Annotated in this window: 23 protein-coding genes; 12 read left to right on the forward strand and 11 right to left on the reverse strand. The window is 41.2% G+C overall.

Features of this window, described 5'->3' with window-relative positions:
- Nucleotides 1–405 precede the first annotated feature (405 nt).
- The gene (locus tag VE944_RS19750) at nt 406–894 is read left to right on the forward strand and encodes an NUDIX hydrolase (protein WP_324980648.1); all 489 of its coding nucleotides are present in this window, start codon (nt 406–408) and stop codon (nt 892–894) included.
- Here the strand turns inward: VE944_RS19750 and VE944_RS19755 are convergent.
- The 4 genes from VE944_RS19755 to VE944_RS19770 all read right to left on the reverse strand — a co-directional run bounded on the left by VE944_RS19755 (nt 891) and on the right by VE944_RS19770 (nt 5,135).
- Complete coding sequence (locus tag VE944_RS19755) at nt 891–1,625, reverse strand: amino acid ABC transporter ATP-binding protein (protein ID WP_324980651.1); 735 nt, start codon at nt 1,623–1,625, stop codon at nt 891–893. The genes VE944_RS19750 and VE944_RS19755 overlap by 4 nt on opposite strands.
- Complete coding sequence (locus VE944_RS19760; RefSeq protein ID WP_324980654.1) at nt 1,618–3,102, reverse strand: ABC transporter permease subunit; 1,485 nt, start codon at nt 3,100–3,102, stop codon at nt 1,618–1,620. Before VE944_RS19760 ends, VE944_RS19755 begins: the two co-directional genes overlap by 8 nt.
- A gap of 153 nt (nt 3,103–3,255) precedes the next feature.
- Entirely contained in the window at nt 3,256–4,236 is a 981-nt protein-coding gene (locus tag VE944_RS19765) for a 2-dehydropantoate 2-reductase (RefSeq protein WP_324980657.1), read from the reverse strand.
- Between the two features lie 23 nt (nt 4,237–4,259).
- Nucleotides 4,260–5,135, reverse strand: a complete 876-nt coding sequence (locus VE944_RS19770) for an inositol monophosphatase family protein (RefSeq protein WP_324980660.1) — start codon at nt 5,133–5,135, stop codon at nt 4,260–4,262.
- 856 nt (nt 5,136–5,991) lie between these two features.
- On the opposite strand from VE944_RS19770, the gene VE944_RS19775 reads away from it, so the two are divergent.
- A complete protein-coding gene (locus VE944_RS19775; protein ID WP_324980663.1) occupies nt 5,992–8,709 on the forward strand; it encodes a beta strand repeat-containing protein in 2,718 nt (905 codons plus the stop codon).
- A 257-nt stretch (nt 8,710–8,966) separates the two neighbouring features.
- Here VE944_RS19775 and VE944_RS19780 read toward each other — a convergent pair whose 3' ends face one another.
- A complete protein-coding gene (locus tag VE944_RS19780) occupies nt 8,967–9,947 on the reverse strand; it encodes an aldo/keto reductase (protein WP_324980665.1) in 981 nt (326 codons plus the stop codon).
- A gap of 202 nt (nt 9,948–10,149) precedes the next feature.
- On the opposite strand from VE944_RS19780, the gene VE944_RS19785 reads away from it, so the two are divergent.
- The 3 genes from VE944_RS19785 to VE944_RS19795 all read left to right on the forward strand — a co-directional run bounded on the left by VE944_RS19785 (nt 10,150) and on the right by VE944_RS19795 (nt 11,725).
- On the forward strand, nt 10,150–10,323 hold the full coding sequence (locus VE944_RS19785) for an Hsp20/alpha crystallin family protein (protein ID WP_324980667.1): 174 nt from the start codon (nt 10,150–10,152) through the stop codon (nt 10,321–10,323).
- Nucleotides 10,324–10,551: 228 nt separating this feature from the next.
- A complete protein-coding gene (locus VE944_RS19790; protein WP_324980670.1) occupies nt 10,552–10,821 on the forward strand; it encodes a DUF2171 domain-containing protein in 270 nt (89 codons plus the stop codon).
- A gap of 118 nt (nt 10,822–10,939) precedes the next feature.
- A complete protein-coding gene (locus tag VE944_RS19795) occupies nt 10,940–11,725 on the forward strand; it encodes a hypothetical protein (RefSeq protein ID WP_324980673.1) in 786 nt (261 codons plus the stop codon).
- 200 nt (nt 11,726–11,925) lie between these two features.
- Here the strand turns inward: VE944_RS19795 and VE944_RS19800 are convergent, their stop codons facing one another.
- The 3 genes from VE944_RS19800 to VE944_RS19810 all read right to left on the reverse strand — a co-directional run bounded on the left by VE944_RS19800 (nt 11,926) and on the right by VE944_RS19810 (nt 13,499).
- On the reverse strand, nt 11,926–12,330 hold the full coding sequence (locus VE944_RS19800; protein ID WP_324980710.1) for a response regulator: 405 nt from the start codon (nt 12,328–12,330) through the stop codon (nt 11,926–11,928).
- Between the two features lie 419 nt (nt 12,331–12,749).
- Nucleotides 12,750–12,884, reverse strand: coding sequence for a hypothetical protein (locus tag VE944_RS19805; RefSeq protein ID WP_324980676.1), 135 nt, complete (start codon nt 12,882–12,884; stop codon nt 12,750–12,752).
- A gap of 462 nt (nt 12,885–13,346) precedes the next feature.
- Nucleotides 13,347–13,499, reverse strand: coding sequence for a CopG family transcriptional regulator (locus VE944_RS19810; protein ID WP_324980679.1), 153 nt, complete (start codon nt 13,497–13,499; stop codon nt 13,347–13,349).
- A 1,101-nt stretch (nt 13,500–14,600) separates the two neighbouring features.
- On the opposite strand from VE944_RS19810, the gene VE944_RS19815 reads away from it, so the two are divergent.
- On the forward strand, nt 14,601–14,876 hold the full coding sequence (locus VE944_RS19815; protein ID WP_324980713.1) for a hypothetical protein: 276 nt from the start codon (nt 14,601–14,603) through the stop codon (nt 14,874–14,876).
- Here the strand turns inward: VE944_RS19815 and VE944_RS19820 are convergent.
- The 3 genes from VE944_RS19820 to VE944_RS19830 all read right to left on the reverse strand — a co-directional run bounded on the left by VE944_RS19820 (nt 14,851) and on the right by VE944_RS19830 (nt 16,287).
- Nucleotides 14,851–15,063: a hypothetical protein gene (locus tag VE944_RS19820; protein ID WP_324980682.1), complete on the reverse strand. Its 213-nt coding sequence runs from the start codon at nt 15,061–15,063 to the stop codon at nt 14,851–14,853. The genes VE944_RS19815 and VE944_RS19820 overlap by 26 nt on opposite strands.
- A gap of 191 nt (nt 15,064–15,254) precedes the next feature.
- Nucleotides 15,255–15,404 (reverse strand): hypothetical protein, encoded by a 150-nt coding sequence (locus VE944_RS19825; protein ID WP_324980685.1) that lies wholly within the window; start codon nt 15,402–15,404, stop codon nt 15,255–15,257.
- A gap of 34 nt (nt 15,405–15,438) precedes the next feature.
- A complete protein-coding gene (locus VE944_RS19830) occupies nt 15,439–16,287 on the reverse strand; it encodes a DUF6920 family protein (protein WP_324980687.1) in 849 nt (282 codons plus the stop codon).
- 525 nt (nt 16,288–16,812) lie between these two features.
- Here VE944_RS19830 and VE944_RS19835 point away from each other — a divergent pair.
- The 6 genes from VE944_RS19835 to VE944_RS19860 form a co-directional block, all read left to right on the forward strand.
- Entirely contained in the window at nt 16,813–16,947 is a 135-nt protein-coding gene (locus tag VE944_RS19835) for a hypothetical protein (protein ID WP_324980690.1), read from the forward strand.
- Between the two features lie 60 nt (nt 16,948–17,007).
- A complete protein-coding gene (locus VE944_RS19840) occupies nt 17,008–17,217 on the forward strand; it encodes a hypothetical protein (protein WP_324980692.1) in 210 nt (69 codons plus the stop codon).
- Nucleotides 17,207–17,596, forward strand: a complete 390-nt coding sequence (locus VE944_RS19845) for a type II toxin-antitoxin system VapC family toxin (RefSeq protein ID WP_324980696.1) — start codon at nt 17,207–17,209, stop codon at nt 17,594–17,596. Before VE944_RS19840 ends, VE944_RS19845 begins: the two co-directional genes overlap by 11 nt.
- 199 nt (nt 17,597–17,795) lie before the next feature.
- Nucleotides 17,796–20,861, forward strand: coding sequence for a leucine-rich repeat domain-containing protein (locus VE944_RS19850; RefSeq protein ID WP_324980700.1), 3,066 nt, complete (start codon nt 17,796–17,798; stop codon nt 20,859–20,861).
- On the forward strand, nt 20,858–21,193 hold the full coding sequence (locus tag VE944_RS19855) for a DUF6883 domain-containing protein (protein ID WP_324980703.1): 336 nt from the start codon (nt 20,858–20,860) through the stop codon (nt 21,191–21,193). The genes VE944_RS19850 and VE944_RS19855 overlap by 4 nt, the downstream gene beginning before the upstream one ends.
- A gap of 5 nt (nt 21,194–21,198) precedes the next feature.
- The coding region (locus VE944_RS19860) for a DUF4926 domain-containing protein (protein ID WP_324980707.1) at nt 21,199–21,476 on the forward strand (278 nt) is incomplete at its 3' end.

The following is a 21,476-nucleotide window of genomic DNA, read 5'->3' on the forward strand; positions in this document are numbered from 1 at the left end:
TTAGAAGAGGAATTATAAGGGCGCACAAATTGTACATTTTTATTGTGGTCTATTCAACTGCAAATTGATCTAAATTATCAATCGTTGAAATGTTTATAGGAATCGTATTTGATTTTTGAAATTATCTACGTGGGCGGGGAGTGGAGAGTAGGGAGTAGGGAATAAGGAATTAGGCTTTTCGATCTGTAGCGAGCTTTTTCATAAATCAAACATTAGTCCTATATAATAGTAACTAATATGCTTGATTGGTTGGTACTGAAGACAGCGATATCTGCGACGGGCTTACGCCTACGCAAACATTGTCGACTGTTTTTCTTTCATTATTATCCAGATGTACAAATACTGAAGTAAATATAGACGCTATTTGCTACCTTTAGATTTTCTTTACAAACTTTCTCTTAGATTATGGTGAATTGGTCAGATTCTTATCTCGGTAAGTTACGACAAATTGTAGGCGATCGCCTACTTCTATTATTTGGCGCACGCGTGATTATCGAGGATAATTTGGGGCGTGTTTTGTTGCAAAAGCGAAGTGATTTCAAACTTTGGGGGCTACCTGGTGGCTGTCCAGAAGTAGGTGACTCTGCCGAACAATGTTCAGCACGAGAAGTTTTTGAAGAAACTGGTTTAACGGTTAGGCGTTTTGAAGCTGTGGGGTTTTCTTCCAATCCAGCCTTTGAAACTGTAACTTATCCCAATGGCGATCGCGTCCAAAATTTCATTTTGATTTTGCGAGCCGTTGAATGGGAAGGTAGCCTCGCGTGCTTAGATGGAGAATCGCTGGCGCTAGAATTTTTTGATTTGGCAGACTTACCTACGTTAATGCCAAACGATCGCCCTGTTTTAGAAAAGTTTCAAGAATACAAAAAAAGCGGCAAATTCGTGATGTTCTAAAGCATTTTTTCTAAAAACTGCTTGGCGCGATCGCACTTAGGATTGTGGAAAAACTCGCCAGGAGTAGTATCTTCTGCTAAAATACCTTGGTCGAGGAACATAATCCGATTGGCAACTTCTCTGGCAAACCCCATTTCATGAGTAACGATCGCCATGGTCATTCCCGATAATGCTAAAGCTTTCATCACTTCCAGCACATCTTTGACCATTTCTGGATCTAATGCAGAGGTGGGTTCATCAAACAAAATCATCTCTGGTTCCATTGCTAATGCCCGAGCGATCGCTACTCGCTGTTTTTGTCCCCCGGATAGTTTAGATGGGTACACAGACACTTTTGACTCTAAACCTACCTTAGCAAGCAATTCTAAGCCATGTTCTTGTGCTTTTTGCTTGTTAATTCCTTTCACCTTGATGGGTGCATAGGTGACATTTTGCAGCACATTCATGTGAGGAAATAAATTAAAATGCTGAAATACCATCACCAACTGCTGGCGCACCTTAGCGATGTTTGCCTTGGGCTTGGTAATTTCTTGCTCGTGAAAATAGATTCTTCCTCTGGTGGGTTGTTCTAGCAAGTTTATGCATCGCAGAAAGGTAGACTTACCTGAACCAGAAGGGCCTAGTATAGCAACCACTTCTCCCTGATAAAACTCAGTGGAAATGTCTTTGAGTACGTCGAGTTTACCAAAGGATTTACATAAGAATTCCGTGCGAATTACTACATTATTCACTTTCCCGTAATCTCCTTTCTAAAGCAGATGCACCCAAGGTCATACCCATTACTAAAACATAGTAGATTAACCCTGCAAATAACAGTGGTTCAAAATAAATATACTTATTTGCACCAACGATTTGGGCGCTGCGTAATATTTCCACCACCCCAATGGTTGACACCAGCGCGGAATCTTTGAGCAATCCGATAGTTTCATTTACCAATGCGGGGAGAATATTCTTCAATGCTTGCGGTAAAATCACATCCCACATCATCAACCAATAGGGAACACCCATAGACATCGCCGCTTCACTTTGCCCTTTATCTACCGCTTGAATCCCACCTCTGATGGTTTCCGACATATAAGCGCCAGAATTTAGGGTAAAAGTTAGCACCCCAGCTTGCAATGCTGAAATGTCATAGCCTATAAGCTGGGGTGTTGCGTAGTAAACCAACGCCAACTGTAATAGCAAAGGTGTACCTCGAAAAACAGAGGTGTAGGCGTTAGCAACCCAGGTAAGCGGTTTGATGCCAAGAATTTTTAATAGAGACAGGATTGTTCCCCAAATTAACCCCAAGGATACGGATAATAGGGTAAACAACAAAGTTAAAGGGATTCCGCGAAGAATAAAGGGAATGTCTGGAAGAATTCTGGTGAAATCGAGATTTAATCCGCCTTTGGCAGGAGTTGAAGATTCAGAATTAGCGGTAATATTCTGTGAAAACCACTTGGCAACAAGTTTATTCAATGTGCCATTGTCCTTCATTTGTTGAAGAACTTTGTTAAACGGTTCTACAAAAGAAGAACCTTTAGGAAAAGCGATCGCTGATCCACTTTGCTCCTCTGAGGGAATAGTATTAAATTCTAAATCTGGGTTAGCTTGGGCAAATCCCTTAGCGACGGTATCCTCAACAATTGCTGCATCAATTCGTCCAGATTTGATTTCCTGAACTACTTCCGGCACTCGGTTGAGTTGCTTTAGCTGAATACCCGCAAATTTTTTAGCAATTTTCTGAGCATTTTGTTCTTGGATGGTTCCTAGTTGTACGCCAACTTTTTTTCCTAATAAGTCTTGGGGCTGCTTTAGGTTGCTACCTTTAGGAGCGACAATGGTATCTTTGGCTTCGTAATAAATAATTGAAAAGTCAATATTTTTTTGACGTTCTGGAGTAGGAGTCATCCCAGCCATTACAAAGTCAGCGCGATTTGCTTGGAGTGCAGGAATTAACCCATTAAAATCAGATTCCATTATTTGAAGCTTAAACCCTAGTTTTTCAGCAAGGGTTTTGGCAATATCTATATCAAAGCCAACGATTTGGCGATCGCCTCCTTTAGTATCATAAAACTCATAAGGAGGATAATCTGGGGAAGTAATCATCGTCAGCGTGTCTTTACCTAAAGGTGAAGCAGCTTTTAGAGAATTACTATGTCCGATGATGCTGATTACTAATGCTACAACTAATATTGTTGATAGCCATACTTTCTTTTTATTCATGTTGATAATTATATAATTGAAATTCTGCACCTGAAACGCGTAAAATCGTGGGGAATTGAGGGTTGAAATTTAAACGCAGAGGGACGCAGAGGTAAGCGCAAAGGTACGCGGAGAATTCGCTACGAATTAATGAAATGTTGTAATTAACGCCTGTTAAATTCTTACTTTGGTCGCCTCTAACAACTTGACGCTGGCATAAATAGCATCAATATGAGGTGTGGAAATTTGAGTAAGTTTTCCCAATTCTGCGACTGCACTAACAATAGCATCTATCTCGGTGGGGCGTCCGGCTTCAATATCTTGTAACATTGAGGTTTTATGGGCACCGACATTTTCTGCGCCATTAATTCGCTGTTCTAAAGTGATGCCAAACTTTATACCTAAATTTTCTGCGATCGCTTGAGTTTCTGTCATCATTTGCCGCGCTAGTTCACGGGTGAGGGGATAGCGGCAAATATCCTCTAAAGTAGCACCAGTTAAGGCACTGATGGGATTAAACGCCACATTTCCCCATAACTTGATCCAAATTTCTGTGCGAATTTGATTGCGGATTGGTGTTTTAAATCCTGCTTGTTTTAAAGTCTGTGCTAATAATTGAATGCGTTTTGTTTTAGTGCCATCCATTTCACCAAGAGTAAAGCGATCGCCTTCAATATGCTTAATCACACCTGGTTCAATTATCTCAGTTGCCGGGTAAACAACACAACCGATAGCGCGTTCAGCACCGATACTAGCTTCAATAATCCCATCTGGATCAACAGATTGAATTCGCGTACCTTCATACTCACCACCATACTTGCGAAAGTACCACCAAGGAACGCCATTTTGGGCTGTCACCACCATCGTGTGAGGATTGTAGAGTGCAGGGAGAAGAGGTGCGATCGCAGGTACACTGTGAGCCTTCACAGTTAAAATTACTACATCTTGCGTCCCTGCTTCCTGAATATCCCTAGTTGCCAGAAATGGAGTAGCAATTTGGCTAGAACCATCTGCCATAAGCAACTTCAGCCCATTTTTTTTAATTGCCTCCAAATGAGAACCACGAGCGATTAGCGTTACCTCTTCACCTGCTAGTGCCAGTTTTGCCCCTAAATATCCACCAATTGCACCCGCGCCAACAATACAGATTTTCATTTTGTCAAATTACTGATTATTTTTTACTCAGCACTTTTGAAGCTTTGCATCGCTTTCAGTAAGTCTTGATGAACAGATTTTGAGGCAGCTATTATCAATCCAGGCATACTATAGTTTTCACAAGTATGCAGTGGTGGTAAAGTTGAACCATCCAGAGTAGTTACAATCCAGCCAGCCTCTTTCGCAATAAAAGCGAGTCCAGCACTATCAAGAAATTTGCCCGATTTGATGACTGCTCCACTTAAATCGCCACTGAGAATACCATTGAGACTGGGAATTTCAATATCACTAGAGTAATCAGTTGCTATATCGATGACTTTATATCGATCTTTTAGTAAATCTGCGATCGCATTCATTCCCCATCCCAACAAAATAGCAGGTTTAGCGGATGTTATGTATAACGGGGCACAGGCTTCTAAACTCATATCCAGCGTCCCTTTAAAAGCACCTTCACCTCGGAGAGCGTAAAAATAAATGTTTTGGGCAGGAGAAATAGCAATTACTGCTTCAAAGTCATCCGAATTTAGAATACCGAGAATAATTTGGTAATTAGAATGTCCATCCATGTAAAATTTCGTACCATCAATGGGGTCGAGCGTGACTAAATAATCACCTTCTGAACCGAGATCGGTAGCACGAAAATACTTAGTATTGTTAGAACTTTCATACTCTTCACCATAAAAGCGAATATCTGGGAAAGTGCCCAGTAGTACTACTTCTACCAGATTTTGAATAGCCACATCTGCATCAGTAAGTGCAGCACTAAAAAAGTTGTTTCCTTGTTCTTTGGCGGGAAGTGCAGCAATTTTTGGTTGCAGAAAACGGGCATAGGCTGCTGCTACTTTCAGATGGGGGAGTAAAGTCTCTAAAATCAGTCGAGTAGTAGGTGTTGTGGACATTGCAGCAAACTCCTTTCAAAAATTATCTATCGTTGGCAGGGCGATAGAATTCTATATCTAGACAAAATTACGGGATCATTTTGATGCAATGATACCACCGTTGCTATATTAATCTAATATGTATGTCTGGTTAAGCTGCACAATTTTTAAAAGTTTAGTTTCCACATTGAAAGACTTTAGCTGTTGTGATTTCAGGTTAGCGATCGCCTCAAAAAGCGTAACCGTTCAGCAATATATAACCAAAAGTACTTATACTTACACTGAACGGTAAATAATCTGAAGAATATACAAAGATGTGTCTTTAAGTAAAGACATTTAAATAAATCCGGTAGTATGCAAGTAGTATATAGTTAGTACAGAATTATTTCAATGTTCTTTATTTTCAGGCTAGACACTCACGGGCAATAGCCCACAACGAGGCTATAAAAATATTTTTGCCTATCAAGAGTGAACTTTTGTCTATTTTCACAGTAGTAGGAATTACCCATTGACAAAAAAACAAACTATGAAGTCTGAATTTTAGACATTCAATCTTGATTTGTCGAGCTTTTTTCAGCTTTCATGGTTGATTAAAGATAAGTGAAAAAAGCCTGAAACTATTTGTTTGACAAAATGCACGCGCTCATGAATTTGTATAGCGCTTAAAACTGTTGTTCTCCTTTGATAGTTAGATAAGTGCGATCGAAAAGCCTTTTCATAAGGTGAGTCTTTGATGAATATTACTGTTCCTCACTCTTGAGATATAAAATATGCCTAAAACGTCAAATTTAGGCGAATTTTTGTGCCCGAAAACAGCACTAAATTCACGATTGATAACTGAAGTTACTGAAAAAATTGATTTAGGTAGGTAAAAGTTATGGCAAATATCACTGGAACCAAGGGTAATGATACGCTAGTGGGCAGCGACTTAGCTGACACGATTAACGGTCTTGCAGGCAACGATACCATTACAGGTAAAGAGGGCGACGACACCTTGACTGGTGGCGGCGGTAAGGATAAATTTGTTTACGACTCCGGCTCCTACCAGGGCATTGATATTATCACTGATTTCGGTGGCGTCGGTAAAGGAACAAACCCGACAGCAGCAGTCATTGCCGAAGTGGATATCTTAAAATTTCAAAACAATGACTTGTTCATTGCCCGAAATCTGTTGCTAACCCAGAATGGCAGCAATTTAGAAATTGCGTTTGAAGGGGGAGGTGGAACCGTCATTCTGCAAAACTTCAAATTAGAAAACTTGGAGAACCAGAAAGCAACTGGTGCAACAGCAGCTGTTGGCAATATCCTGTTTAATGGGCAAACTAGCATCACCGACAGCTTTAATGTCTTTGATGCCAACTCCACTGAAACTAAGCTGGGCATCAAAAACACGGTAACTTTCCTCAATGACCTCTCCAACAACATTACGGGAAAAGATGACTCAGATGATGTAATTAATGGTCAGGGCGGTAATGACAAAATCGACGGCAAAAGTGGCAACGACTTGCTGCGGGGTGGTACAGGGAATGATACTCTCATTGGTTGTGTGGGCAATGACACGCTCGTTGGCGGTGCTGGGGATAACGCTCTCGTTGGCGGTGGTGCTGGGGATAACGCCCTCGTTGGCGGTACTGGGGATGATAATTTGAATGTTAACTATTCACAAGGCAATAACCTACTCTCTGGTGGCGATGGAAATGATAATCTACTTGCCTCTGGTGCCTACTCCCTTTTCCGAGACACATTTTCACCTGGTCGTCCAATCATAGGCAATAACACCCTCAACGGTGGCGCTGGTGATGATAACTTAAGTGCTGACTATTCAACAGGCAATAACACACTCATTGGTGATGCTGGTGATGATAACTTAAGTGCTGACTATTCAATAGGTAATAATCTGCTCTCTGGTGGCGCTGGCAATGACTCTTTAAAGGTAGGCATCTCAATAACAGACCCATATACTGACCCCTCTTCTTTAGTGACTCAAACAGTAGATGGAGGTATTGGTGATGATTCGTTGTCTGGCAATTACACCTCTGCTACCGCAGGAATCACTTCAACATTCAATGCTACTACTAACATTGGATCAATTACCACGCCTACGAATCTAGTTAGTTACAAGAATATCGAACGATTAAATATCTTTGGTACACAATACGATGACTTGATTGTGGGGAGCAATGGCAACGATACGTTCTTCAGCTATAGTGGCAATGATACGATAGATGGGGGTAAGGGTGACGATTTGCTGTTTGCCGTCGATTACACCTACGCTACCGCAGGAATCACTTCGACATTCAATGCCATTACTAACACTGGCTTAATTACGGACGGTACGAATCGAGTTAGTTACAAGAATATCGAACGATTATATATCATAGGTACATTTTACGATGACTTGATTGTGGGGAGCAATGGCAACGATACGCTCTCCACAGGTAGTGGCAATGATACGATAGATGGGAGTAAGGGTAACGATTTGTTGTCCGTCAATGTCTACAATGCAACTCAAGGAATCACTTCGACATTCAATGCTATTACTAACACTGGCTTAATTACGGACGGTACTGCTCGAGTTAGTTACAAGAATATCGAACAATTAGATATCTCAGGTACAGACTACGATGACTTGATTGTGGGGAGCAATGGCAACGATACGCTCTCCACAGGTAGTGGCAATGATACGATAGATGGGGGTAAGGGTGATGATTTGTTGTCTGTCAATGGCAGCTACAATGTAACTCAAGGAATCACTTCGACATTCAATGCCATTACTAACACTGGCTTAATTACGGATGGTACTAAGCGAGTTAGTTACAAGAATATCGAACGATTAAATATCTTAGGTACACAATACGATGACTTGATTGTGGGGAACAATGGCAACGATACCTTGAACGGCTATAGTGGCAATGATACGATAGATGGGGGTAAGGGTGACGATTTGTTGTCTGTCTATGGCAATTCCAGTAGTACCAAAGGAATCACTTTGACATTCAATGCCACTAGTAACATTGGCTCAATTACGAGCGGCACGAATCGAGTTAGTTACAAGAATATCGAACGATTAGATATCTCAGGTACAGACTACGATGATTTGATTGTGGGGAACAATGGCAACGATACCTTGTCGGGCTTTGGTGGCAATGATACGATTATTGGCGGTGCAGGTAACGATACCTTGATTGCTACTAAATATTCAGGTAATAGCATCCTTTACGGTGGCGAAGGTAATGATAGCCTTAGCGGTAATGATATCAGCTTCGATGCACCATCTGGTACTGCTACTGTTACCTTTGGTTTCAATAGTTACAACGAAGGCATTGATAGTATTGATGGCTTCAACATAACTAATCAACTGATTCAGGTATCGGCTGCTGGCTTTGGTGGGGGGTTATCATCAGGTTCACTCAAAGCTACTCAGTTTACCATCGGAACATCTGCAACCACTAAGCAAGAGCGATTTATCTACAACAGCGCTACAGGTGGATTGTTCTTTGACCAAGATGGTAGTAAATCTGGGTTTACTCAGGTACAATTTGCACAATTATCTACTGGATTATCACTAACCGAAAACAATTTTGTGGTTGTTTAATCGGAATTAGCGCTTTGCCATAACCAAGCGTTACGGTTTGCGAGGTGCTATTTTAGCATCTCGCATTTGATTGCTCAATGCAACCATTTTGGTAAGCGATCGCAATTCTTGTACAGATCAGGATTTACGCAGAGGACAGATTTGACGGAACAATTAAGCTGTTCCACATTGAAATTGCATAAGCTAGGCGGGCTTTTCGGCCCACCCCACAAGAGTTATGTTTAATTACGCCTACCTACTTATTTTTTGGATCTTCCTCAGCGATTAACAGTACTCATATCAGGATAGCGATCGCCTGCGGTAATCCCCTTTGGTGCTATTGCTTCAATCCGACTAAGGTCATCTGTAGTTAGAACAATCTCACTTGCTGCGATGTTTTCTTCTAAATAAGTGCGCCGCTTTGTACCAGGAATCGGCACAATATCTTCACCTTGAGCCAGTAGCCATGCCAAAGCAAGTTGGCCAGGTGTGACTTGCTTTTCATCAGCGATTTCCTTGACTTTTTCAACTAATTGCAGGTTTTTATAGAAATTATCCCCCTGAAACCGGGGATTATTTCTCCGGTAATCATCTGCTGCCAGGTCTTCAGGACGGGTGATGGCTCCCGATAAAAACCCACGACCAAGAGGACTGTAAGGAACGAAACCAATTCCTAGTTCTCGTATAGTAGGTAAAATTTCATCTTCTGGGTCACGGCTCCACAAAGAATACTCTGTTTGTAGCGCGGTAATTGGATGAACTGCCGCGGCCCGTCGAATTGTCGCGGGGGCAGCTTCCGACAGCCCTAAATAGCGCACTTTACCAGCCTGTACTAATTGAGCCATTGCCCCTACAGTATCTTCGATTGGCACGTTTGGATCAACTCGATGTTGATAGTATAGGTCAATAACTTCTACTCCCAAGCGTTTAAGTGAAGCATCACAAGCTGTTTGGACATATTCGGGGCTGCCATTAACTCCTTTCCAACCACCTTCTTCGGTACGAACATTGCCAAACTTGGTTGCTAATACTACTTGCTCTCGACGATCCTTAATTGCTCTACCTACTAATTGTTCATTAATGAAAGGCCCATACATATCAGCAGTATCGAGAAAATTCACTCCAAGATCCAGAGCATGATGGATAGTGGCGATCGCTTCAGATTCATCACGACCACTGTAAAACTCAGACATTCCCATGCAACCAAGTCCCAGTTCTGAAACTTCCAGTCCCTGTTTGCCTAACTTTTTAGTTTTCATTGAAAATCTCCCAGCTATTAAGTCTTATATGAACATCAGTATTAAAACAAATAACGACATGTTACCTAAATTACAGGAATCTGTCTTAGCTCTTTAGTAGTATTTTGAGCATTTTAGCTACTGTTGGTTTTCTTTATAATTTCATTTGTATCTAAAAATGCAGTAATTGTTCACAGAGCTTCAAACCAGTGGATAGAAACAATTGCATAAAGATTACTTCTTTTTTAGTAGGCATAAACCAGATGATTTGGATGTGAAAGTGTCCCCAGAGGCAGTTGAGATCAGAGGGGAACGCAGATTTGAAACCACTATTAAAGAAAAAGGCATTCGTCGCTCTGAGTTTCGCTATGGTAGCTTTGGGCAGATAATCCAATAGCTTTGCAAAGCGGTTTTATTTTCACTTAAAGCATTAGCCCTTAAAAGCTTTTTACCCAAATTAAATTACTGATTTCGGTACAACACCATCTGTCTGTAGAATGAAGCACATCATCAAGAATGCAGCGTATCCTCTAGTGTAATTGAATAAAAAGCTATCTGTTTACAAGCAAAACTACTCAGTAAGATTTAGGTTTTACTTTTTACCAATTCAATCAAGAGGTACAAAATGGACGTATCACAAATTAAAGAACATTTGCCAGTTTATGCAGAAGGGCCAGGTGGTTTATCAGGGGCATCTGACACACATATTGGGAATATCGACTCTGTGGAGGGAGGCAAGTACATCAAATTGATAAAGAATAATGCTCCTGATGGACAACACCATTGGTTTCCTATTGACTGGGTAAGGGCAGTAGATGAACGAGCCGTTTATCTGAAAAAAACGGTGGATGAAGTGATACAAGAATTGCTCAATGAGCAGCCTGCTGGCGTTTAAAATTGTTAGTTGTTGAGTGGATAGCGCTGCATTATCTTCTACAAAGGCAGCGCTTGCCTATACAGCTCCAGCATCGAGAATCAGTATCTTTTGTCCCTTATCCTACCACCGAACCTAAATGGCGAATCAAGAGCTAGAAACGCTCAAAAAACTAGTTTTTAATCAATCTGAGCGTAGTTTAGAACAGTCGTTGTCACCGCCAGACTCCAACGCTAGCTTACCCAAAGAAAAGCATAAGCGAAATATGAACTGGTGGGTTCTAAAGATAGCGTCTATTACAGGATTATTGTATTTACTCTTTATCGTACTTACTCCTACCCCAACTCCTCAAGAAAACCGTAGAATTGGAAATACGGAAGTTATTATATTTAGTTTGATTTTGCTGTTTAACTCAGGTTTGCTAGATAACATAGATGATATCTCAATTTCAGGTACGGGAATTGCGCTAAAGAGACTCAAGCAAGAAGTTAGAGATGATATCAATAAGTTGCAAGATGAGCAAATCGCCGAACTGAATACACAACAAAAGGGGATTGACTTGCTTCAGGAGCAACAATCAGCAACGTTGCAATTTTTAGTTAGATATCTGATTGATGGCAATGAACTTAAGCATCTAATTAAGCTTAATTCTCAAGAAGAATTTAACTTTAAATTTGACGATGATTTAGCAATGGAACTGAAGCATCTTCGAGCTATGGGATTTATTAATAATTTTCTGGGCAAAGGAATTGAAAAAGTTCAACAAGATGGAGAAGGCGATTTAAAAAACTATTTTCACATTACGGAAGAAGGTAAATCGTATTTAGCTTTGAGAAAAACCTTAGGCATCAATGAAATTCCTGGACTAGGTGAAGATGGACGATGGCATCGAGACATTAGGGATTCAGCAAAAATATTGAACTAGAGAACTTTTAAAAAATAGCAACTTAAATATAGCGCTTCTCGTTTATGTGAGGTGTATTGGTAAGAATATGGCAGTGCCGTGCCTCTACACCTGGCAATATAATGTTGTATGGGAACCGCTATATCTGCCTTAAAATGGCGTGCATCAAGGTGGAAAAATGGGTAGGAGGAAGTAATTGAACAGTAGCGCTTCATTAATAATTACCAATTACAAGAACCAACTAAGCTAGCCACTATTTCAACTAGTTCTTCAGGATCAATGGGTTTAGATACATGAGTGTTAAAACCACCTTCCAAGGCACGGATACGATCCTCAGTATCAGCAAAGGCTGTTAAAGCAATAGCCGGGACTCGTCCACCATTCATTGGTTTGAGCGCACGGATTTGGCGGATGAGAGTGTAGCCATCCTCCCCAGGTAAACCAATATCAGAAATTAAAACATCGGGTTGCAATTCAGATAAAACTTTGCGTGCCGCATCTGCTGATATCACTGCTATAACTTTTGCTCCATCCATTTCCAACACAGTAGTGATGAAGAAGCGAGTATCATCATCATCCTCAACTACCAGAATATCTAAACCAGCAAGAGTTCCAGAAGGTTCCATAAATGTCATTTTATTATAACTTTCTGTGAATTTTACCTGCTAATGATAAAATCAGGGCTTGAAAAACCCTCAAAATGACCTGTTTCAGATGTGGTGAAAAGTCACAATTATATAATCAACGGTAAAAAGAGGTAGGGGAGCACGGGGCGGGGGGAAAAACTGAATATGGTTTAATTACGTAAAAGATTTATTAAGTATATAAATTAAAGCTTTTCCTTGTAAAGCAGTCTCTATCTATGGATTACTTGCCAAAGAAAAAATTGGGATAAAATTCGTTTTATAGTTGCTGATCAAACTATTAGTGATGATTTCAATATAGTAGTTCCCATTCAGATGTTGAACAACATTATATCACGAGGTGTAGGGTGTACCTCACGTAAACGAGAAGCGCTATAAATACGATCGCAGTACTTTGTGATTTACAAGTTCATAAACACACGGCTTTCGATATTCTTGAGAGGTTCGATGGTTGGGCGATTGACTACGATATTGAGCGAGAGGGCACGATCGCATTGCGATCGCTCTCTAACTCCAAAACGCAAATAATGCTTCATTCTCGAAGAAATCTGCAAGTCCTATGTAGTTTTTATGTCATTTCTAGCCAGTTGTAGAGCGGGAACTGAACTCTTTTGAGTACTGTATCACTAATGTAGAGGCATTCAACAGCACTCACACAACAACTGGCATAGAGCGGGAGAAGTGATGCAGGGTTAAAGCTGTGTTTCAAACCACAACTTCTTCACTGTCTAACGCTGTTGATATCTCTATTGAAGCTCCAACAGCACAACATCAGTTGCCAATTTGCCGAAATCTGTGACCTTTATAGACAATGGAGGCGGGAGCAATAAGCAGGGTGAAAAGGGGAAACTGTCTCCCCAGCAAAACGCAACCTGTCCCAATTCCTCTTTTCTTTCCCCCTGGAAGAACTATCTCTTGCTGACAAGTCTTGTCTAGCATCAAGCTCATTGAAACTTTTATTCCCTCTCTTGGTTAGTTTTCCTTTTCTTTAAGGTTTTTTACTCTTCATTTTCAGTTGGAAGAGAGCGAATTAATTCCCGAATTACATCTGTTGCTGGTCTGCCAGTGTTTGAGCAATATCTTTCCAATTTCTCAGCCTCACCTGATGTGAGGTTGATTGTAAGTCGTTTAACAGCCCATTTCTTATTCATAATATTAGACAAGTTCAATTTTTCAACTACTTTTCTAATATCAATCACTTAATCTGTTACTACATGGGTATTATCAAGGAATTTTAATTCAAGAAATGATGAAGCAAACTAATATGTTTTTCTAAAAAATAGTCAAGATGTAAAGTCTATTTTAGAATATAAAGTTTAACTGCCTTAAAAGTAGTAACTATAAAGCAAGTACCAAGAGAGTAGAAAATATTTTATAAAGACTAAGTAATTTGCATATACACTAGCCCACATCAGAAGCCCAACCTACAGCACCACATTGGAGATATTAGGGCAATTGAGGAAGCGATGCCTACGGTGGGCTGCGCCTACGCAATTAAACTAGACAACTCCATTTTGGCTCATTTACTCACCCTTTTGCCTTTGGGTAAAGAACAGTAGCATTGTCATAACGGGCTATTTGCTGTGGAGTGACCCTCTTTTAACAAACTTTCTGGTAATGACGGACGTAAACACAGATATACTAATGGCCCAAACAAGAGAAAAAGAGCAACTACCGAAAAAACACGTATATCCTTGACCCCTCGGCGTGCCATATCATCATCAAATAATGAACTAATTGGAAATATCAAGCACATCAGACAGAATCGAGACTGATGAGGTGAACAAAAGGTTTATGAAAAAACTGCTGAATATAATCTTCCCAATTTCCCGCAATTACTGCATAGCCCAACAAACCAATAGTTTAGCTGTTGAAACAAGCTACTTTCATGCCTCTTGAGAGAGAATAATTTTAGACTGACCCTCAACTTCAGATATACAGCAGTTTTCTTTTAGATAAAGGATAAAACTACGGACTTTGAGGCAGTTCTTGCTGGAGGCAGAAGATAAAAGCTATCACAATCGCTCCAAAATGCAAAAAACTCCCGACAGATATTTTGGCAAATAGAGTGTGAGTATGCTTCTTAACATAGTCATATAGGAATATGCTTCACCGCTCTCATCTCAGCAATTAGATAGTTTAAAAGACCGTTTTTAATGTTTAATATCATTATTGGATTTGTATTTGATTACAAATCTATTCTCACATGAGTACCTAGTCCTTTTTGTAAGTCTAACTAGCAATTAAAAATGATGCAAAATACATTGGTTGATAAAACCTTCCGCGACAACGAAGGTAACATTGTTCTAGCACAGATGCCAAATCTACCGCTTATTGTTTGGATAGTAACTAGTTTACTAACTCTAGTTTTTTCAAGCGGCAAAATTAATATATTGTTAGACCTAGTAGCTTATGGCTCCTTGTTTACTTGGGCGTGGCTGGAATTATTTCAAGGCGTTAATTATTTTCGGAGAGCGCTAGGTCTTGTCGTACTTCTTGGCCTTATCGTTTTAAAACTTCAGTATTAATTAAGACTAAATAATTAAACAAAATTAGCTTCAGTTGTCTCAGGCTGTTGGTGATAAATCCTTCGGGAATGTGAGCCACAACTCTTCCCGATGTCAGCACCACCCCTAGATGAGGTGCGATCGTTAGACTAGTGCCAATCATTAAGCCATCACCAAATAAGTCGATGGCAATGCTTAGAAAGATCACCCAACTAACGGTATTATGATTAATGCCACGCAGTCGATTCTTGCTTAAATTGAGAAGCTGATTAATCTAGACAAAAAAAGCTCCACCCAAAAACAACGCTAAAATAGCTGCCCAAACAGGTTTAGCGTAGGCGTAGCCCGTCGCAGACATCGCAACTCTAGGTATCTAAGCTGTTGCGCCTTTAATTTGCACTAATATTTTTTCAAAATGCCTGTGGGGTGGGCATCTTGCCCGCCCTGATTGTGCAAGTTGTATACATAACAGCTTATCACTTTGGTAGATGCGATCGCGCAGCGTCTTTGCAGGAGAATCACTAGCAGTACGCCAGCAGCAGCGTACAAGGCAAGTCCTAATGTTTGTTTTGATTGCAGTCAATCAAGACGCGAACTCATAGTGAATCTCTGTAGTTCTTCCTTTAAAATAGAGCCGAGTGCCTTCTGGATACTCCCATCCCACCTCGCCTTCTAAGGGAATAAGCATCCCATTACGAACTGAATATTCCCAGAATCGACCGACCCAAGGCATAGCAGTCAGCTTGTCACGATAACGAGCCTCAGCCCGACAAGTAGCGATCGTTCCTTCAGCATTAAACTGAAATACGAGGGAGACAGTTGTTGCAGCATCCGTCAAAGTAGCGCGAGCGGAGGTGTCATCTATCGCTTCCCAGCGCACACCCTGACTAGGTAATAAAGCAGTGGGATACCAAGTAGTTTCAGCAAAGAACCGCAATAATTCACCTTGATTCGCTTCAGGCGTACTGTGTATTTTTGCAACCGTAAAAAGACCAAGTAATGATGCGTGTAAGTTACCTTCTCCTAAGAGATAGGTATCATGAACAAAGGCATTAACTCCTGGAGCCATCTGGATGCGTGCATCCCAATCAAAACCGAGGCGTTGAGTCATCACAAGTTGGGTGGCGGTAAACGGATTCCACTTGGCTTCCGTTTCATTCAGATTGAACTGTCCTTGCTGAGAGAGCTTGACCACAGCCACGATCGCTTGTCCATCCTTGAGTACTGTCCGAAAAAATCGCTGTACGGGATCTGGTAAGCCTTCAATTTCTTTTTGCTCATAGATTTGGGGCTTAATTGTTTGCCGTCCATTTATTAATTTGGCTCGTAAGTTATCAGTGTTTAACTGCCAGCTATAGCTACCATAGATCGCAGCAAATCCGAGGCAGACTATGATTAAAACACCAATCATTGCAATCCATTTCATCCACATGATGCTTACCTATGGTTGTTAATTCAGAATTGGATAGATAGTAATGATAAGAATGATTGCGAAAATAGTTGTATAGATTAACTTCGTGTACTTGGCTAACCAACTTGGAAGATAAATATCAAAATTGTCCTTTTTGGAATTTGAATATTTTCGGGCAAGCAGATTTAATGGGCAGTGAGATTTAAAAGTTAGTAGGGTTAGCCCTTCTAGCAATATAAATCCATAACCAATCCAGAGCCACATATCAAGTTTATTTGCGATGTCTACGACGGGCTACGCCTACGCGGCATAAAGCATATAGAAAATCACAAAATTGAAGAATACCCATATCAACGTATGAATGATTTTAATTAGCGTCAATTTGGTTTCATTTTCTATATTGGTTTTAGTATGACGGATGGTTGTTTTATTTCCTGAATGAAGTGATTGAATATGATATTAAACTTAACAATCGATTTTGTAAAGAAGGCTAAAAATTGAGCGCAGGTATAATAACAGAGATAGCCAGAAACCACATTTAAAGATATGCGATCGCAGATTCCCGTTTTTTCGATTGCCGAATATTTAGAAGCAGAAAGTAAAAGCGAACTCCACCATGAGTATTTGGGTGGTCAAATTTTGCGATCGCGGGGGGCAGTAAGGCGCACAATATCAATTTGAGACTGATTCAGTGATTCGTTATAATATTAGACGATAAACTTTGCTAAAGAGGGGAAATGCATGACTAGCCGCGAGCAGCTTATCCAAGAACTTGCAGAGGTTCCAGATGAGTTAATTAAAGTAATGTTAGATTTTTTGCATCGGGTTCAGACAACGCGTAGTCATCATCCTCTAGCGAAATTTGCTGGTATTTTGAGTGATGATGAGGCGGCTAATTTACAGGAAGCAATTCAAGCTGATTGTCGTCAGGTTGATTTAAATGAGTGGTGAGATTGCATTAGATACTTCTGTTGCAATACGTTTTTTGAATGGTGATCCTGATGTTGTTTCAAGGGTGTTGGCGTTACCAGAAATATTGTTGTCGGTGGTAGTAGCGGGAGAGTTACTGTTTGGGGCTGAGAACTCGACTCGACGGTTGAAAAATCTTCCTCGATATTTGGAGTTTATGGAAGTTTGTACGATTGTGCCTGTGGAAAAGAGAACGGCAGTTATCTATGCTCAGATTCGTTCGGCTTTGAAGCGCAAAGGACGACCAATTCCTATGAATGATGTTTGGATTGCAGCGCATTGTCTGGAACATGGTTGGGTGCTTGTGACCGATGATTCAGATTTTGATTATGTGGATGGATTGGTTATAGAGCATTGGTAATGATGGCTATTATGTTTTGCGATCGCCTTTTCCCATCATCTCAAGGCGCGTTGGCGTAGCCCGCCGCAAGCATCGCCTAAATCTGCAATATGCCAAACAGCGAACTGACAGATCGCCAAAAAATGATGGTCTAGCATTTTCCCTAATCAGTTAAGATAATCTTGATCAATCTTCTTTCCTCACCGTTTTCCTTGGAATTATGACGCAGGAAGAGTTATTGCAACTGATAGATCGCGCCGTGGCTGAGGGTTGGCAAGAGTTAGACTTGTCGGGACAGGAGTTGACTGAGTTACCTGTAGAAATTGGTAAGTTGAAGCAGCTTGAGTCTTTGATTTTGGGAAAGAAGGTTGAAGGTTATGAAGAAGTAGGAAACCGGTATCTCGAAAAGGTTTCGGGCAACAATTTAAAAACGCTTCCTCTGGAACTATTGGGTTTGCATAATTTACGTAAGTTGGATATTAGTGGCAATCCTTTAGAGAGCATTCCCGATGTGGTAACGCAAATACTACATTTAGAGGAACTTATCTTAATTCGAGTAGAGCTAACTGAAATACCTGATGCGATCGCTAAATTAACCAATCTGACGCAGCTTATCCTCCGTAACAACCAAATAACCCAGATTCCAGAGGCGATCGCTAAATTAACCAATCTGACGCAGCTTCACCTCAGTGGCAACCAAATAACCCAGATACCAGAGGCGATCGCTAATTTAACCAATCTGACGCAGCTTCACCTCGATTTCAACCAAATAACCCAGATTCCAGAGGCGATCGCTAAATTAACCAATCTGACGCAGCTTCACCTCGATTTCAACCAAATAACCCAGATACCAGAGGCGATTGCTAAATTAACCAATCTGACGCAGCTTCACCTCGATGGCAACCAAATAAGCCAGATTCCAGAGGCGATCACTAATTTAACCAATCTGACGCAGCTTCACCTCGATGGCAACCAAATAAGCCAGATTCCAGAGGCGATCACTAATTTAACCAATCTGACGCAGTTTCACCTCTATAACAACCAAATAACCCAGATTCCAGAGGCGCTCGCTAATTTAACCAATCTGACGCAGCTTATCCTCACTTGCAACCAAATAACCCAGATTCCAGAGGCGATCGCTAAATTAACCAATCTGACGCAGCTTATCCTCGATGGCAACAAAATAACCCAGATTCCAGAGGCGATCGCTAAATTAACCAATCTGACGCAGCTTCACCTCGATGGCAACCAAATAACCCAGATTCCAGAGGCGATCGCTAAATTAAGCAATCTGACGCAGCTTCACCTCCGTTCCAACCAAATAACCCAGATTCCAGAGGTGATCGCTAATTTAACCAATCTGACGCAGCTTAACCTCCGTTCCAACCAAATAACCCAGATTCCAGAGGCGATCGCTAAATTAACCAATCTGACGCAGCTTATCCTCAGTGACAACAAAATAACCCAGATTCCAGAGGCGATCGCTAAATTAACCAATCTGACGCAGCTTGACCTCAGTTACAACCAAATAACCCAGATTCCAGAGGCGATCGAAAGTTTGCCAAAATTGAAAACTCTAGATTTACGGGGAAATCCGCTTCCTATTTCACCAGAGATTTTAGGATCTTTTGATCGTGTTGGTTCAGTTAAAAAGATTTTCAATTATTTGCAATTACTCCGTAGCGGTGAAGTGCGTCCACTCAACGAAGCCAAACTATTGCTCATCGGACAAGGTAGCGTCGGCAAAACATCCCTTATCGAGCGACTAATCCGCGATAAATATGATAAAAATCAACCCCAAACCGACGGACTTAATGTGGAAACTTGGAACGTGTCGGTCAATAGCAAAGACATCCGCCTGAATGTTTGGGACTTTGGCGGACAGGAAATTTATCATGCTACCCATCAGTTTTTTCTGACTAAGCGTAGCCTCTATCTTCTCGTTTGTAATTGTCGCACCAGCGAAGAAGAAAACCGCATCGAATATTGGCTGAAACTAATCGAAAGCTTCGGCGGACAGTCCCCCGTGATTATCGTTGGCAACAAAAAAGACGAACAACCCCTCGACATCAACCGCAAGGCATTACGCGAAAAATATCCTAACATCCAAGACATTATCGAAACCTCCTGCCAAGACAATATCGGCATTGATGAACTTCGCACCGCCATTTTACAGCAAGTCGGCAACCTCAAAGAAGTCTACGACCTTCTACCACTCTCATGGTTCGAGGTTAAACAAAAACTCGAATCCATGCCTGAAGACTTCATCAGCTACAACCGCTACATCGGCATCTGCCACCAAAAAGAGATTCCCGAAGAACAAAACCAAGAGCAACTAATCGACTTGCTGCATCGACTCGGCTTAGTTCTCAACTTCCGCGATCATCCCATCCTCAAAGATACCAACGTCCTCAAACCCAACTGGGTGACAGAAGGCATTTACGCCCTCCTGAGCGATGAAAACCTTAAAACTAAAACCAAAGGCATTTTCACCCCCGCCGATCTCACTTGCATCCTCAATCCAGAGCGTTATCCCACCCAGCGTCACGGCTATTTGATCGGGCTGATGAAAGAATTTGAGCTTTGCTTTGAATTAGATTGTAAACCACCACAATTCCTGATTGCGGGACTTCTGCCCAAAGACCAACCAGACGAAACAGAACTAGAAGGCGAAACCCTCGAATTTCAATACCATTACAAAGTTCTCCCCGAAAGCATCATCTCCCGCTTCATCGTCATTACCCACGAAAAAATCCATAACCAAATCTATTGGCGCAGTGGCGTAATGCTGCAATATCAAGAAAACAACGAAATCTACAACATTGCTCGGATCAAAGCCGATCCCGAAGACAAAAAAATCTTCATCACCATTAGCAAACGCCAAGAAACCCGCCGCTTATTTCTCGGCATCCTCCGCGATGTCTTCCAAAAAATCCACAACACCCTCCCCAACCTCGAAATCACCGAATGGGTTCCCGTCCCCAGCCATCCCAAACATCCACCCCTCGACTACCAAGAACTCCTCGGACTCGAATTAATGGGTAAAAGTACAGTCTCTATCGGCAAACTAAGATTAGACCTCGATTTACGTCAACTCTTAGATGGCTATGAAGACATTGGAATACGTCAAAGAAAACAGATCGGCTTAGATGTAGAAGTCTTAGAAGATAGTCCTTACAATATTTCCGTTAACATTAATGATCATCGCCGTTCTAAAACCATTAACCAACATGGAGAACGCGATAATTTTGGTGGCGATCGGGTCGAAGGCGATAAAACAGGATGAAGTTACCCAACTTTGAATTAGCGTTTATCGATCGCAACAAATTGCAAAACTATAGCCTCAACTCCCAACACGATCGCGGAAAGCACAAGGCCAAACTATTTGCCGCTATCCTAGACTTAGATAGCAATGATGCAGAAATTCTGCAAGTGCTAATCGAAGATGCGATTCAGAATTATGAAGCAATTCCCAGCCAGTTAAATGAATATGGTCAACGCTACATCGTCGATTTCCCCATCACCCGCAACCAAAACACTGCCAACATTCGCACAACTTGGATCGTCCGCCCCACCGAAGATTTTCCCCGTCTGGTTAGTTGCTATATTTTGAGGTAATTCCCATGCTTGTGACCCCAAACAAACTCAATTTATTAGATATTGTTGCTCTTAAAACTCCCTTATCCGAACATAACCTCCTTGCGGGTCAAGTTGGAACTATTGTCGAAATCCTCGCCCCCGAAGTATACGAAGTAGAATTCAGCGATGATGACGGTCAAACCTATGCCATGCAAGCCTTACCAGCCCATCAACTCCTAAAACTCCATTACAAACCCCTAAAAACTATGTCTAATAACATTAATCAATTCGGCAAAGGCGATAACGTTGCAGGTGATAAAAT

Source organism: Nostoc sp. (assembly GCF_035638895.1).
Classification (GTDB): Bacteria; Cyanobacteriota; Cyanobacteriia; order Cyanobacteriales; family Nostocaceae; genus Nostoc.